The sequence below is a fragment of the Acinetobacter haemolyticus CIP 64.3 = MTCC 9819 genome, from assembly GCF_000369065.1.
GTDB lineage: Bacteria > Pseudomonadota > Gammaproteobacteria > Pseudomonadales > Moraxellaceae > Acinetobacter > Acinetobacter haemolyticus.
The window spans coordinates 300,250-315,364 of sequence record NZ_KB849812.1; the positions used below are offsets into that span (position 1 = coordinate 300,250).

General features: G+C 41.4%; 15 protein-coding genes and 2 tRNA genes. 7 read left to right on the forward strand and 10 right to left on the reverse strand.

Going from position 1 to position 15,115, the window contains the following annotated elements; translation table 11 throughout:
- Positions 1-36 precede the first annotated feature (36 nt).
- From F927_RS15585 to F927_RS15595, 3 genes are read right to left on the reverse strand one after another with little or no spacing between them, the layout of a single operon-like run.
- Positions 37-429 carry a DUF4870 family protein gene (locus F927_RS15585; RefSeq protein WP_004641431.1) on the reverse strand — a complete coding sequence of 131 codons (393 nt, stop codon included), beginning with the start codon at positions 427-429 and terminating at the stop codon, positions 37-39.
- 36 nt (positions 430-465) lie between these two features.
- Entirely contained in the window at positions 466-1,083 is a 618-nt protein-coding gene (locus tag F927_RS15590) for a DUF1294 domain-containing protein (RefSeq protein ID WP_005087088.1), read from the reverse strand.
- 9 nt (positions 1,084-1,092) lie between these two features.
- Positions 1,093-2,043 (reverse strand): homoserine kinase, encoded by a 951-nt coding sequence (locus F927_RS15595; RefSeq protein ID WP_005087090.1) that lies wholly within the window; start codon positions 2,041-2,043, stop codon positions 1,093-1,095.
- Positions 2,044-2,155: 112 nt separating this feature from the next.
- On the opposite strand from F927_RS15595, the gene hisF reads away from it, so the two are divergent.
- The gene (gene hisF, locus F927_RS15600; protein ID WP_004641438.1) at positions 2,156-2,914 is read left to right on the forward strand and encodes an imidazole glycerol phosphate synthase subunit HisF; all 759 of its coding nucleotides are present in this window, start codon (positions 2,156-2,158) and stop codon (positions 2,912-2,914) included.
- Between the two features lie 301 nt (positions 2,915-3,215).
- Here hisF and F927_RS15605 read toward each other — a convergent pair whose 3' ends face one another.
- Positions 3,216-3,863 carry a sterol desaturase family protein gene (locus F927_RS15605; RefSeq protein WP_005087092.1) on the reverse strand — a complete coding sequence of 216 codons (648 nt, stop codon included), beginning with the start codon at positions 3,861-3,863 and terminating at the stop codon, positions 3,216-3,218.
- 114 nt (positions 3,864-3,977) lie between these two features.
- On the opposite strand from F927_RS15605, the gene F927_RS15610 reads away from it, so the two are divergent.
- Together F927_RS15610 and aqpZ are read left to right on the forward strand one after the other, a co-directional pair.
- Complete coding sequence (locus F927_RS15610) at positions 3,978-4,985, forward strand: AraC family transcriptional regulator (RefSeq protein ID WP_005087093.1); 1,008 nt, start codon at positions 3,978-3,980, stop codon at positions 4,983-4,985.
- 173 nt (positions 4,986-5,158) lie between these two features.
- Entirely contained in the window at positions 5,159-5,848 is a 690-nt protein-coding gene (aqpZ, locus tag F927_RS15615; RefSeq protein ID WP_004641445.1) for an aquaporin Z, read from the forward strand.
- Between the two features lie 69 nt (positions 5,849-5,917).
- Here aqpZ and F927_RS15620 read toward each other — a convergent pair whose 3' ends face one another.
- The 3 genes from F927_RS15620 to F927_RS15630 all read right to left on the reverse strand — a co-directional run bounded on the left by F927_RS15620 (position 5,918) and on the right by F927_RS15630 (position 9,348).
- Complete coding sequence (locus F927_RS15620; RefSeq protein WP_005087095.1) at positions 5,918-6,160, reverse strand: hypothetical protein; 243 nt, start codon at positions 6,158-6,160, stop codon at positions 5,918-5,920.
- 71 nt (positions 6,161-6,231) lie between these two features.
- Positions 6,232-7,308, reverse strand: a complete 1,077-nt coding sequence (locus tag F927_RS15625) for a DNA/RNA non-specific endonuclease (protein ID WP_005087096.1) — start codon at positions 7,306-7,308, stop codon at positions 6,232-6,234.
- Between the two features lie 159 nt (positions 7,309-7,467).
- On the reverse strand, positions 7,468-9,348 hold the full coding sequence (locus F927_RS15630) for a potassium transporter Kup (protein ID WP_004641452.1): 1,881 nt from the start codon (positions 9,346-9,348) through the stop codon (positions 7,468-7,470).
- A 121-nt stretch (positions 9,349-9,469) separates the two neighbouring features.
- Here F927_RS15630 and F927_RS15635 point away from each other — a divergent pair.
- Together F927_RS15635 and F927_RS15640 are read left to right on the forward strand one after the other, a co-directional pair.
- A tRNA-Ser gene (locus F927_RS15635) sits at positions 9,470-9,559 on the forward strand.
- A 64-nt stretch (positions 9,560-9,623) separates the two neighbouring features.
- Positions 9,624-9,699, forward strand: a tRNA-Thr gene (locus F927_RS15640).
- A 49-nt stretch (positions 9,700-9,748) separates the two neighbouring features.
- Here the strand turns inward: F927_RS15640 and F927_RS15645 are convergent.
- The 3 genes from F927_RS15645 to F927_RS15655 all read right to left on the reverse strand — a co-directional run bounded on the left by F927_RS15645 (position 9,749) and on the right by F927_RS15655 (position 13,172).
- Positions 9,749-10,576 (reverse strand): SAM-dependent methyltransferase, encoded by an 828-nt coding sequence (locus F927_RS15645; RefSeq protein ID WP_005087098.1) that lies wholly within the window; start codon positions 10,574-10,576, stop codon positions 9,749-9,751.
- 1 nt (position 10,577) lies between these two features.
- Entirely contained in the window at positions 10,578-11,876 is a 1,299-nt protein-coding gene (locus tag F927_RS15650; RefSeq protein ID WP_005087101.1) for an FAD-dependent oxidoreductase, read from the reverse strand.
- 435 nt (positions 11,877-12,311) lie between these two features.
- Complete coding sequence (locus tag F927_RS15655) at positions 12,312-13,172, reverse strand: pirin family protein (protein ID WP_005087105.1); 861 nt, start codon at positions 13,170-13,172, stop codon at positions 12,312-12,314.
- 284 nt (positions 13,173-13,456) lie between these two features.
- Between F927_RS15655 and ycaC the strand changes: the two genes are divergently transcribed.
- Together ycaC and F927_RS15665 are read left to right on the forward strand one after the other, a co-directional pair.
- Entirely contained in the window at positions 13,457-14,083 is a 627-nt protein-coding gene (gene ycaC, locus F927_RS15660; RefSeq protein ID WP_004641467.1) for an isochorismate family cysteine hydrolase YcaC, read from the forward strand.
- Positions 14,084-14,106: 23 nt separating this feature from the next.
- Positions 14,107-15,087 (forward strand): LysR substrate-binding domain-containing protein, encoded by a 981-nt coding sequence (locus F927_RS15665; protein ID WP_171057120.1) that lies wholly within the window; start codon positions 14,107-14,109, stop codon positions 15,085-15,087.
- Positions 15,088-15,115 lie beyond the last annotated feature (28 nt).

Below are 15,115 nucleotides of genomic sequence, written 5' to 3' on the forward strand. Positions count from 1 at the left end.
AAAGCTCTCTTCACCAACTCTTCAATTAAAAATAAATTAAGAATACATCGGTTTATTATCATTGAGTGCGATCAAACCACGAATGGCACGATAAACAATCCAAACCCATGCGACGAACACGACAGCAAACGCGAATGTAACCGCAGAAAGTGCAACACCTGCAAATACGTTCGGATTATCACCTGTAAAAAACAGGAAAAGGAACGGAATAAAGGCGATAATATTCCATGCCAGATACCACCAGAAAGTGCGGATCTGCCATGTAAAATGACTCTCAAAAATTGAGCCTTGCACATCACGACGTTTGACATAGTTAATGATCAAAGCCACGATTGCTAACAAACCACCAGTAAAAATCGCAATAATATAAAGAACATAAAGAATTAAGGTCAAGGTGCGATTCGGATCTTGATCAACAGAATAATTCATTTTTTATTTCTCCAGGACGAACCAACTCCCCATAATTTAGTAAAAAACATTAAGAGGAGAAATTAACCAACATATCAACAATATATGAAAAGCTATGGTACAGAAATATATCTGACGAAACGGTTGTTTTTGTGTTTTATGTCTCAGTTTTTGCTGAGCGTACCAACCAGCGCACCATCCACCCAAAGCATCGACAATATGTAAAGTCTGTTCAGGTACACGGCGATTGCCCAACTGCGCCGCTTCTTTATCTTGAGCATATAGCCAATAACTTAGTGCATTCATCAAGCTCACAAACAGTAAGCTATATGGCGGTAACCATTTGGCCAAACTGGCAATTACCATAAAGCCGATATAAACCAAGATTCCAATTTTCATCGGCGTCCATGTCTGTTTCTGCTGAGATTTGGTCGGTGCTGCCTTATGCTCAATCACTTGCGATGCTTTCAAATAAGTGACTTGCTGTGCACGATAACGCCCACGTTCATCCAAAATCACAAGGTATTCCAACGCACAACCAACGATAGGACGAGGCCCAGGACGAGCAAAGTCTTTGATATGTAAAAAAACACGATCTTTAAATGCATCATTGGGTTGAATAAAACCGTAACCTTTTTCATCAAACCATTCAACTAATCGACCTTGATCTCGCATGACGTCTCCCTAAGCTGTGATCTGTTGTAAACGGTCTTGCAACATCATGCGCATTTCCATTGGATCTTTTTGCAAAATATCGCCACCTGTACGTCCATGTTCGGCATTTTTTTGTGCAACTTGCAAACGCATACTCCAAAAACGGCATGCAGCCATCGCCAAAAACACATCCAAACACGCTTTCTCATCTTGGGTGAGCATACGAATCGTTTGATAAGCTTGCAAGAATGCGTCGGCTTTAGCTTGATCAAGATGAGCTTGCGGATAGGCAGTACAAAAGTCATTGATACTAATCGCAATATCAAATAGCCATTCATCCTGATTCAACTCATAAAAATCTAAAATCCCCTGCAATTGATCGCCTTCAAACAGCGTATTGTCTCTAAACAAATCTGAATGAATAAAACCTATTGGTCGATCTGGATGCTGCTGAGTAATGTCTGCAAATTGTTGAAAAACCTGCGCCAATAAGTCCTGATCCGCTTGATTCATGTGAGGTTTCAACTGTTCAGCAACTTCAGTCCAATACTGATGATTGCGATTAAAATCACGCACTAAAGGAAAATCTTTTAAAGCCAAATGCATTTTTGCTTGAGCTTGAGCGATCGCTTGAATCTGTTCTATCGTGGCATCTTCGGGATGTACGCCCATCAAACGGGGTGCAATTTGGGCGGGTTTATTTGCAATACTATGAATCGCTTGACCATGGTGCTTGAGTGGCACCGCGACAGCAACACCTGCCTCACCCAAACAGTCCAATACAGGGACCAACTCACCCGCACCTTCCGCATCTAACTCTTCAAATACTGTCAAAACATATTGCTTTTGTGTTTGATCCACCAAAAAATAATTGGTGTTTTGGATACCGCCTTGGATCGGAATCAGATCAATCACTGCCAAACCATAAGGCTCAGCAAAGGCTTGAACTTCTTCTAAACTCAACGGGGTATAAACCGACATGGAAAACCTGCAAAAAATAGCTGTGAAGTTTGATAGAATACCCTTTCCCACCATGAAGGTGTAGCACCTAAGTCGGTCTCCTTTCTTTATTGGCGATTTTTTGGAAAATTTTATGCTCGCAAAACGTATTATCCCTTGCTTAGATGTTGATAATGGTCGAGTCGTCAAAGGCGTTCAATTCCTTGATATTCGTGATGCAGGTGATCCTGTAGAAGTTGCTCGTCGTTATAACGAACAAGGTGCCGACGAAATTACCTTTTTAGATATTACTGCCACCCATCATGGACGTGATACGACTTATCGTACCGTAGAGCGAATGGCAGAAAGCGTCTTCGTTCCTTTAACTGTAGGCGGTGGTGTCCGTAAAGTTGAGGATATTCGCTTATTGCTCAACGCAGGTGCGGATAAAGTGAGTATTAACTCGGCGGCAGTGTTTACGCCTGAGTTTGTTCAAGAAGCATCACAACGTTTTGGTGCACAATGCATCGTGGTCGCAATCGATGCCAAGCAAACAGGCGAAAATAAGTGGGAAATCTTTACCCATGGCGGCCGCAAGCCAACAGGTATCGATGCCATTGAATGGGCGGTCAAAATGGCAGACTTCGGTGCGGGTGAGTTGTTAATTACCAGTATGGATGCTGATGGCACTAAAGCAGGCTATGATATTGCCTTGATGCGCCAAATTAATGATCGTGTCAGCATTCCAACCATCGCTTCAGGTGGTGTTGGCAATTTACAGCACTTAGCTGATGGTATTTTAAAAGGCGGTGCTGATGCAGTATTGGCAGCCTCTATTTTTCACTTTGGCCAACATACTATTCCAGAAGCGAAACAATATCTGGCTGATCAAGGTATTGAAATGCGTTTATAAGCATTAAAGCGATAAACACAACCTCCCAGCATGATCGCTTGGGAGGTTTTTTTATTCGAGAAATTGTAGTCAAAAAAATACCTTGCTATGCAAGGTATAGAAACTGCGTTTATTCAACGCCAGAGGGTAACTTCAACAACAATAACACTGGATTAATCTGAAACATTCACGCTGCTTGCACTAACATAGCGATAATCAAGTGGTAAATATTGACAGTAAAACCCTATATTATTGACAATTCACGACATAAGCACATGGTCATCATCATATTTTATCCAAAATACCCTCTTTGCGTTTTTCATCAAGATGCCACTGATACTGTTTCGGTGTCCTTTACCTGAGCGGTAGTCACTAATTTTGGTTTTTGCTCCACCCATTTAGCAGGAAAAATGGATTCAATCGCTTGCGTTAGTACTTTAGAAATAGGCGCTGGCAATGGCAAGCCAAGTGGATTGGCTTCTTTTAAATCAGCAGAAGATACCACCCGCGTTCCCATGACGTAGTCAAACCAAGGACGTGTCACACACCAATTGGCATCTTGATTTGAATTCATGTGATGATCATAGTGCCAAGGAATGGTACGTCTTGCCCAGTCTGGCTCTAAATGCGCACGACGATGTACATAATAATAATTCCCAGCGCTATAAAGTGCAGCGAGTGACATTCCTTTTGAAAATGGATAGAACGCCACACTTGCCACTCCAGCCACAACGGCCAAGGACATCACTTCGTTACGTGTGCGCCAATGTTCAAATCCTTGTACATAGCATTCATCCGAAAATTCCTGTTTACGGACTTCACGATGATGTGCCCAGTGTGACTCCATGCTTTTTGGTACAGGGCTATAACGTGGCTGTCCTGGTCGATGGACACCATGCAAAATATATTTATGTGCAAACCACTCAAATGCATTGGCAACTGCCAAACCTGCGATGAACCCCTTGAACATGGTTTTCTCCTGATATTTCCTTCTTCTTATTTAAGATATAAATTTTTATAGGCGAAGTATTGACGATACGATATATTAATATTGACAAAACACGACAAGATGGGAACGGACAGGATGTCTCAACTCAAAAACTATACAGGTTCTGTTTTCGGTGGTTTAGGGCATTTATTAAAAGCCTACTGTGAAGCGAAACATATCGCTATTCCAGAACAATTACAGCGTGTTCAAAATCAAGAACGCTTCGATTATGTCATTTGGCGAGATTTGCTGGAAGACCTCAACTGCATACATCCCACCACCGCCTTAGGGCTGGAAATCGCTGAATATGTTCAGCCCAAACATTTAGGCATCATTGCTTATCTGGCACTGTCATGTGAAAACCTTGGCGAAGCGTTGGCTCGTTATCATGATTTTCATCGTCTTATTTATGATGGTAGTCCCTTGATTGTAGAGTTTGATCATCCTTATGCATCTATCCGTTGGGAAGCACCAGAGCCTCACCCCACCCAACTTACAGATGAAATTGCGATTGCCTTAATGGTGCAATTTCTCAAATTATTTATGTCTGGCGAAACAATTCATTTACACGAAGTTCATTTCGTCAATATTGCACCCAAGAACATACATATTTACGAGCAATATTTCCGTTGTAAAGTCCGCTTTGAACAACCGAAAACACAGCTTCTTTTACCCGTGACCGAAGCATTTAAACCGCTAAAAACAGGTGATCACACACTACAGCAATTGTTATTGCAACAAGCCCAAGCCCTATTGGAAAAGCTCCCGAACTCCACACAACTCGACCAACGTTTACAGCATGCCATTTTGACAGGGCTGCAAAAGGACCAATACCAAATCGACTTTATTGCTGAAAAGCTAGGACTTTCAGTTCGACAGCTTCAACGACACTTGCAGCAACAGGACACTACGTTTCAGGCACGTGTTCAGCAAGTTCGCTTTATGTTGGCAACAGAATATTTAAAAGACCCCCACCTTAGTCTGCAAGAAATCGCCTTGTTACTGTGTTATTCGGAACAAAGTGCTTTTCAACGTGCTTTTAAGCTTTGGACAGGGAAAACACCGCAACAGTGGCGGAACAACAACACAATTTACAATTCGTAATAAAACTCAATTCAAACTTACGGTTTCACAACTGTTCATTGTTTTTACAGCATTTATACAAGAGCGTAGAACCTGTGTGAATTAATTCACATTTTTTTCACAGGTCATCAGAAAATCCATAATAAATTTTTTTGGATGTTTTTTTATTTTTTATACATGGTTTGGTGATAACAATGAACAAATATTTAGCAGAATTTCTAGGCACCTTTTGGCTTGTTTTTGGTGGTTGTGGTAGTGCTGTTTTAGCAGCAGCTTATCCAGAACTTGGTATTGGCTTTGCGGGCGTAGCACTTGCATTCGGTCTTACTGTATTAACAGGTGCATATGCATTTGGGCATATTTCTGGAGGACATTTTAACCCTGCTGTCAGCGTTGGCTTGTGGGTGGGTGGTCGTTTTGAAGCCAAAGAACTCGCACCATATATTATTTCACAAGTGATTGGTGCAACAGTTGCAGCCTTGGTGCTTTACATCATTGTACAAGGTCAAGCTGGCTTTGCAGGTACAGGTGGTTTCGCGAGTAATGGTTTTGGTGATTTATCCCCAAATAATTTCTCACTCGGCTCAGCCTTTATTATCGAGGTGGTATTAACTGCATTCTTCTTAATCATCATTATGGGAGCAACTGATCGTCGAGCACCTGCTGGCTTTGCACCTATCGCGATTGGTTTGGCATTAACCTTAATTCACTTAATCAGTATTCCAGTGACCAATACCTCTGTAAACCCTGCACGTAGTACGGGGGTTGCTTTCTTTGCTGAAACAGCGGCGTTAGGTCAACTTTGGTTATTCTGGGTTGCTCCAATTATCGGTGCCGTGATTGGTGCTGTGATCTATAAATTGGTTGGACGTGAAAATAACTAAATCATGATGAAGTTCCAACGATTTATGATTAAAAAATGCCTCCTTTAAAAGGAGGCATTTTTATTGTGCTTATAAAAATGGATTATCTATTTCCTTTTCAGGCAAACGCTCAATCTTTTCGGGTAAGTCGTCTTTCTCTAATGCGATGACCACATCATTGATGAACTGCTGTAGTGCTTTTGCTGTTTGCAATCCCACCTGATCTTTGGTGATCTGCAAATTCCCATACAAACTGACGCAATCCACCTGATTTTCCAAAGTCAGATCATCAATCGCCGAAGATTCATTGCCATTTTCAAACGGTTTAAACATTTCAGCCTCACATTGTTATTTTATTTGAGATAGCCTGCGCTGTGCATTCTTGCTTTGCAAGTGATCCTACATTATCTCAACACTTGTAAAAAATACTGCACCAGCATATCCACCAACTGTCGAATAACTTCTTGCTTTGCTTCCTCATCTATTGACGACACTGGACGCTCAGCCGTTGGCGCTGAGTTACTTGTAAACTGCTGTTGTTGCGCTTGAATACTGTCTGCACTGGCATCTTCTGCACATTGGCTTTGACCATCCCAATGCAAATACTTCAACTCACTCTGTGCTTTGACCTGCTGTGCTGAGGTGGGTAATTGATAGACATTACGCTTCTGTTGTTCTGTTAATTGGGGAAATAGGTTAATGCCTAATTTCTCTTCCAAATAACACACACTGACTACTTTTACCTGCAGCGAATTATTATTCGGAGCATAATACGCCCCAATAATCCCCTGCTTCGGCAAATACACCGCTTTATAAACTGCGGTTGGAACAATGACACCATTGCCAATGGTTTTTAGTCTTTGTCCTTCAAACACGGGACCTGTAATCACATAAGCATCTTTATGCTGCTTACTCACCACTGCACGTACCGCTTCCTCAACTTTACGCCAGACTTCCTGATTATTTTTAGGCGCTTGCGGTACCATATTTGCCAAGGAAAAACTATCGTATTGTGCGGCTTTATTATTCATATCGCCATTTGGCGCCATATGCCCACGGTCATAACCTGAACCACGATAGTCTGATAGTAAAGCACGATGACGTTCCGCTACACGCGTTTCTTCATGGAAATTGTCTTCACGCTTGATCTTGATACTCAAACGTTGTGGAGTCAGATAGGCTGCTGACCAAAGTGGTGTTTTGGACACCCCTGAGTACATCACATTAAAATCATTAAAGCACAGTGCGTAACTGTCTTTTTGCAAACTGGCTTTGCTGAGTAAGGGCGGAACATCACGATAAAATTGCTTTAAACAAGTGGGATTACCACTGCTTTGCAAGGGAATAAATTTGGCAATTTTTTCATTGCCAAAAGCTATCGCAAAACTACTTGTTGCAAGCAGCGCTAATACGATCTTTCCAAAATTTTGGCTCAAAAAAGCGAATTTCGCTTTACTCTTCCTGCTCGTTCTTCTTGCCATAACCATATCAAAATCAACATGAACGCGCAGCTTATCAAGTCAAACCCTTACTGTACATTGAACAGCGGCTTAGAACGACACTTTATGTCGTAAATCTGAACATTCAATCATCAAACATAAAAAATGGCACCCGATGGTGCCATTTTTATCGATCCAAGTTTAGATTTCGATCTGACTTCCTAACTCAACCACACGGTTGGTTGGAATCTGATAAAAGTCGCTGACTGGACTGGTATTACGTTGCATCGAAATAAACAGCTTTTCGCGCCAAGGAGACATTCCGTCACCCACCGTATGTACAATACGATCTCGTGAAATAAAGAAACTCATTTGCATCATATCAAACTCAAAACCAAGCTCTTGATATGCTTGTTCCAACGCATTTGGGATATTCGGTTGATCTTTAAAACCATAATACATGTAGATACGATAGAAATGATCATCGAGTTTTTCGACTTTGATTCGATCTTCTCGTGCCACATATGGAATATCTTGGGTATATACCGTAACGATTACATTGCGTTCATGCAGTACTTTATTGTGCTTAATATTATGCAACATCGCATGAGGCACAATATTTGGCGTTCCTGTCAAAAAGATCGCTTCACCCGGAACAAATTGTGTTTCCTTGCTCATTCCAATACTTTTGATGAACAATTCAATCGATAAAGCATTTGTCTCCATGCGCTTGAAAACAATCTCACGACCACGCTTCCATGTCATCAAAATGGTATAGACCACCGCACCAATTAAAATTGGCACCCAACCTCCTGCCAAGATTTTTAATGAAGTTGATGCAACAAAAACTAAGTCCAATAGTAAGAATGGGATGGCCAGCAATGCCACTTTCCACCATGACCAACGCCAAACACCATATGCCAAAGTCGAGATCAGAATGGTGCCACACAACATGGTCATGGTCACCGCGACACCATAAGCACTAGCTAATTCGGTACTACTTTCAAAAAGTAAAATCAAAATGAAGACCGAAATAAACAACACCCAGTTGATAAATGGCAAATAAATCTGACCTTGCTCCACATCAGAGGTGTGATGCACGGTTAATCTCGGTAAATAACGGAGTTGCATCGCCTGATTGGCAACTGAAAATACCCCCGTGATCACCGCTTGAGATGCAATAACCGCGGCAGCCGTTGCCAATCCAATCATCGGGAATAACGCCCAATCTGGAACCAAAAGGTAGAATGGATTTTCAATTGCTGCTGGATTACGCAGTAGTAATGCACCTTGACCAGCATAGTTAAAGAGCAAGCATGGCAGTACGATACAGAACCAAGCTAATTTGATCGGCATACGACCAAAGTGTCCCATATCCGCATATAGTGCTTCACCACCCGTCATGGTCAAGATCACTGCTCCCATGGTGATAAATGCAATGGTCGGCTGTTCATAAACAAAGTTAAATGCCCAGTAAGGATTGATCATCATCAAGACATAAGGGGTTTGAATAATACTCCACAATCCCACTAGACCGATCGAGATAAACCATAACAGGGTAACAGGACCAAAAAGTTTTCCCATCGTTGCAGTACCATGGCGCTGCACCATGAACAACCCTGTAAGAATCCCTAATGCAATCGGAACTAACCATTGGTTAAACGCAGGGGTGACAATACTTAGCCCTTCAATTGCAGATAGGACTGAGATCGCGGGGGTAATAATGCCATCACCGAAGAAAAGCGATGCACCGATGAAGCCGAGTGCAATTAGATAGATTTTATTTTTATCTGAAAATACTTTTGAGCGAAGGTTTAACGCCAGTAAAGAAATAATCCCACCTTCACCATTGTTATCTGCACGCATGATCACGGAAACATATTTAAAGCTAATGGTTAAGTTCATGCACCAAAAGATTAGCGATAAGATCCCAAGTACCGATGCTTCACTGATCGCCATATGTCCTGTGTTAAAACATTCTCGTATGGCATATAACGGACTTGTTCCAATGTCTCCAAAGACCACCCCTAAGGCTGCCAATGTCATCACTGGCAATGCGGCTTTTTTTGCAGAACTTTGCATATATTTCAATCAAATCAACTTTGAGATCGTGCCATCTTACCACTAGCTCAAAACTTTTTCTGCAAATCTGTTTAGTGATAACTTGGCAGCTGGCTTTTTTTTGGTTACTATCGCACACCTTGGTGAGGTGTCCGAGTGGCTGAAGGAGCACGCCTGGAAAGTGTGTATACGTTTGCGCGTATCGAGGGTTCGAATCCCTCTCTCACCGCCAAGATTTAATTGCTCATTTTTTCGCTTGTCTTTTTAGCTAGATTAGGTAAAATGCTCGCCACGTTGCCGGCATAGCTCAGTTGGTAGAGCAACTGACTTGTAATCAGTAGGTCCACAGTTCGAATCCGTGTGCCGGCACCATCAAATTCAAAAAAGGCTTAAACTTTCAGGTTTAAGCCTTTTTTATTGCCTAGCTTTTCAGTGCACTGATCTGAACATAACGTACCAAACCATCTCTGTAGAGTTTTCGGCACAGCTTGGCAGTCATATTGATTTTCAACTGAGCAAAGTCCAATGCTTTTTTGTCGATTTGCTGCATTTCAATATATCGCGCAAAACCGTCCAATACCGCTTCAGAAAAGTCCTGAATCTTGATCTGAGTCAAACCATGTCGCTCCAAAGTTTGCGCAAGCTGCGGTTCACTCATTAAATGCTGCCAATCAACATCCGCCCCTTTTAACAACAAACGATATTGTTGCTTTTGCATATAAGAACACTGTTGCCACACGTCAGACCACATTAAATAGTGGAAAACAATACGACCTTTTGAATTTAAAACGGGAATGACTGAATCTAGAAATGAATTCAAATGACTGTGATACGCCGCATCAATGCAGATCACGGCATCAAATGAATTTAAAAAATGAAGTGTGTTTAAATTCAAAAAAGATTGGCAATAACTTTCAACCTGCGGCAAGTTTTTTTGAATTCGTTCAATGCAGGCGGGTTGTAATTCAATTGCACAGAGCTGTTCGACGTGATAACGCTTGAGCCAATGCAACACACTCGCACCTTGTCCACAGCCGAGATCTAAAACACGATCCTGCTGTTGCAATTGGATCGAATCTGCGGCTTGATCAGCGAGACTTTGGCACGCGAGTGGATAATCATCATATTGTGCTTGCCAATATCCTAAATTACTCCAAGCAAGCGTGGCATCATCACCGAGCCGTTTGGCATCAATGGCATACTTATGCCCTATGATTTTTTCAATCCATGCCTGCTTGAAGCGGGTCATCTTAGTAACCGAGTTCAGGTGCAACGGTAACCTTCGGTTTAAGCCCAACAAAAGGTAACGGCGCACCTAAAATTTCAGAGATATGCATCGCCGAAGTCACCGCTGATTCCAAGATTGGCAGACCATCACATGACCAAGAACCACAGTAGAAAACTTTACGATTTTGGTCTAAATGACGTTGCTGAATTTGCTTATTCAACGCCACCGTTTCTGAGTCCACCACCGCACGAGTAAGTTTTACTTTAGAAATAATTTTCTTTGGATCGATATCAATCACAGGACACCATGTTTGGAACACGGCATTTTTACCCACCAACGTCGGTTCAATCGCGTTGATCCACACCGTAAACTGCTGACGAGTAAATTTACGATCCATCATATAACTCAATACCGCCCAGTCTTTACGGCGTGGTGGCATGACCACAGGATCGGTATGAATCACCAAATCCCCTTGTTCAAATCTAAATTTCTTTAACAAGGCAATATCTTCAGCAAATTGTGGCTGTTTCAAGAAACTTTCAATCGCAGGAGTAGGTGTTGCGATGACCACACGATCAAACAACTGGCTTTGACCGAGTGCATTTTCTACCAAAATCTTGTCGCCTTGCTCTTCGACTTTCTCAACCGCAGCGCCACTATGGATCTCGATCCCCTCAATCAAGCGGCTGACCAAAGCGGGTGTTCCGCCTTTCATTCGCAGTAACGCTTCACCTTCGGTCAATTGGCGAATAAATTCTAATAAGGGTTTCGCTGGCCATTCTCCAATGGTTTTTGGATGGCAGGTACAAATGGTATAGAGAACTGGCATGACCGTTCCATGCCAAAACACTTCTTCAATATGGTACTGATTCATAAACTCAGCAAGCGTGATGTCTTGATTCTCAGATTTAAAGAACTGATTCACTGCTGTTTTGAGCTGTAGCATTCCTTTGACCAAGCGCCAACCGTATTGCTGAATACCTTTGCGGTTATTAATAATCGGAAAATTACCGATACGACTACGAGAGGTTGTCAACCATGTGTCTGTTCTATCTTCAAATAACCAACTGCATGCCATAAAGGTACGGACAGGAAAAGTTTCTATGCCTAGATAACTGGCTAAACTTAACGTGTTCTTCCAAAGCTTTGGATTCATCACACGCAATGGAGCATCAATGATACCGCCATCAAAATCTATACTATGGCTATCCATACCCCGACCTGCGAGTGCTTCGAAGATCGTTACTTTATGTCCTGCATCATGTAGGATTCTGGCTGCAGCAAGCCCTGCCATTCCACTGCCGATAATTGCAATATCCAAAATTATGTCCCATCAGTTGATGATTTTTATTGATTATGACCGATCATTAACCTAAACACCTTATTAAAAAATACCAGATTCAGCATTTAAGTCCGACTTTTCTCTAAATATTTTAGCCTACTATGGTTACATTTTATCACAATTCATTTTATTAAGATAAACAACTGAAATTACTTAATAAATTTCAAAAAAAAGCCAAAAATATACAGATCCTTCTATATTTTTCCATATTTTAGCTTCGAAAGGCTTTGCAAAGTGCAAAATTCAGGCTATTCTGTTTGTACAACAATGAGAACTGAGTCACATAATAAGCTGTATAATTATAAGTGACCTAACATTAAAAAAATCAATAGAGAACGTTATAGCCGAAGCCCATAACTCTAGCGGAGTTATGGGCTTTCTTATATAAACAATTGATACCTAAAACAATATAGATTACATCACGCCAAATTTACCACTATTGAAATCATGTATCGCTTCGGCAATCTCAGTTTTACTGTTCATGACGAATGGTCCATAACCTTCAATCGGTTCATTGAGTGGCTGACCCGTTAAAACCAAGAATTTACTGTCCTGCTCAGCTTTGATTGAAAAATCAATTTCTTCTCGGCTAAGCACCACTAAACTTGGCGATTGTATCTGTTGTACTTCATTTAAAGTCACCTCACCTGCAAGTAACACCAACAATGTTGTATGACCTTCAGTCACATAAAAATGATGTTGCTGACCTTCAACAATTGTCCCATCCCAAACATTGACTGGACTGAATGTCGTTGCAGCGCCTTGGGTGTCTTGATATTGCCCAGCAATCACACGTAACTCACTACCCACATCATCAAGTGCAATACGTTGAATCTGTGCAGCATCAATTGCTTGATACTTGGCAGGGGTCATTTTGGAATGAGCAGGTAAATTTACCCAAAGCTGTACCATTTCAAATAGACCGCCTTGCTCAGCAAAGGCTGGTGAATGAAATTCTTGATGCAAAATCCCACCACCTGCGGTCATCCATTGCACATCACCTGCTTTGATGGTACCACCACCGCCAGCAGAATCTTTATGCGTCACCTCACCTTGATAAGCAATCGTTACCGTTTCGAAGCCACGATGTGGATGAGTACCCACGCCATGCTGAGCTGTGGTTGGTTTAAAGCGATACGGTGCAGCATAATCTAATAGCAAAAATGGGCTAATGCTTTGTCCTAAATGATCATAGGAAAATAGGTTATAGACAGGAAAACCGTCACCTACCCAGTGCATATGTTTATTTTGATAAATACCAACAATCTTTTTCATCTATATACTCCTATAGTGTAGAAGTTCTGATCTTGGTCTTTATTTTACGCCCCTCTATCCAAGGCTTATAGCATCAGTTTGACAACACATTATTCTATATACGGGACAATTCAAGTAATTATCACCAATAAAACTGATACAAATCTTAATCATCCCATTTTTGATATTGTTTATCCTATTTTTTAGACTTCATTCAATTCAATAATTTCACTAGCATGATTTAAAGCAATACAAACAGAGCAAATAGGCTCATTTTTATTTTACAACAACATGAGGAAACAACGATGGCTCAAGACTATATTCGCCTAGACAAAGATAATGCAGCAGTGCTTTTAGTCGACCACCAAACTGGTTTACTTTCATTGGTTCGTGATATTGATCCAGATAAATTTAAAAACAATGTATTGGCGCTTGCAGATGCCGCAAAATACTTCAATTTACCAACCATCTTAACCACAAGCTTTGAAAATGGTCCAAATGGTCCACTGGTTCCTGAACTCAAAGAAATGTTCCCAGATGCACCTTACATTGCTCGTCCTGGTCAAATCAATGCATGGGACAATGAAGACTTTGTTAAGGCGGTTAAAGCAACTGGCAAAAAACAATTGATTATTGCGGGTGTTGTGACTGAAGTTTGTGTGGCTTTCCCAACACTATCAGCACTTGCTGAAGAATTTGAAGTTTTTGTAATTACCGATGCTTCGGGTACCTTTAACGAATTGACGCGTGATGCAGCTTGGGATCGTATGTCTAAAGCGGGCGCTCAGTTGATGACATGGTTTGGTATGGCATGTGAACTACATCGTGACTGGCGCAATGATATCGAAGGTTTAGGTGCATTATTCTCCAATCATATCCCTGATTATCGCAACCTGATCAATAGCTATAATCAAAATACATCACAAAAATAAAATACACACTGAAGATTAGAGTCCTGCATGCGACTCTAATCTTCTCTCGATATAGGACTACATCGACCTTGATTAATTCATTTGATGATTTCCATTATTTCTATCTCGTGGTGAAACACGGTGGCTTTAGTGCTGCCAGTGAGGCAGAACACATTAGTAAGTCAAAGCTCAGTCGTCGAATTATTGAGTTGGAAAACAAATTTAATGTCAGCCTCATCCAACGAACCACAAGGCATTTTAAGGTGACTGAACTCGGTCAAGAGTTTTATGAAGAGTGCTGCAAAGTGATTGCACAAGTTGAATGTGCTGAAAATGTGTTACTCAAACAAAAAAGTGAACCTCAAGGTTTGGTCAAAATCAGTTGTCCACCACTGATGATGCATTTCCAAATCCGCAAGTTATTAAATGAATTTCTAAAAGCCTATCCCAAAGTCGAAATTGCCTTAGAACTGACCAGCCGTCGTGTCGATCTGATGCATGATGATATTGATATCGCCATACGAACCAGCTTTGAACCTAACGAAGACTCAAGTCTCATTGTCCGTGATGTGATTCAGACTGAACATTGTTTGGTTGCTGCACCAGAGCTTTTGCAGGGGCAACACATCCAACATTATTCAGAGTTATCACACTACCCAAGCGTGGCTTTAGGGATCCAAAAAAACCAATACTTCTGGCATCTGTGTCATGTGAAAGACGATAAAAGCGTGGATGTCCCCTATACGCCTCGCGTTAGAAGCAATGATCTTGCGGGAGTATATTATGCTGTCAGTGATGGTCTAGGCATCGCAGATTTGCCCTATTTAACCGTACAAGCTGATATCGAAAAAGGCAAATTGATTCATATCCTACCCGAATGGAAGTCTAATCGAGGTACGGTGCAACTGGTTTATGCATCACGCAAAGGACAACGTTTAGTGGTTGAAAAACTGATTGATACTTTAATCGAAAATTTAAGACGTCTGCCTGAAAGCCAACACCAGCATGGCTATCTTTCGACTTAAAAAACGGTCATGAATGGGCATGACCGCT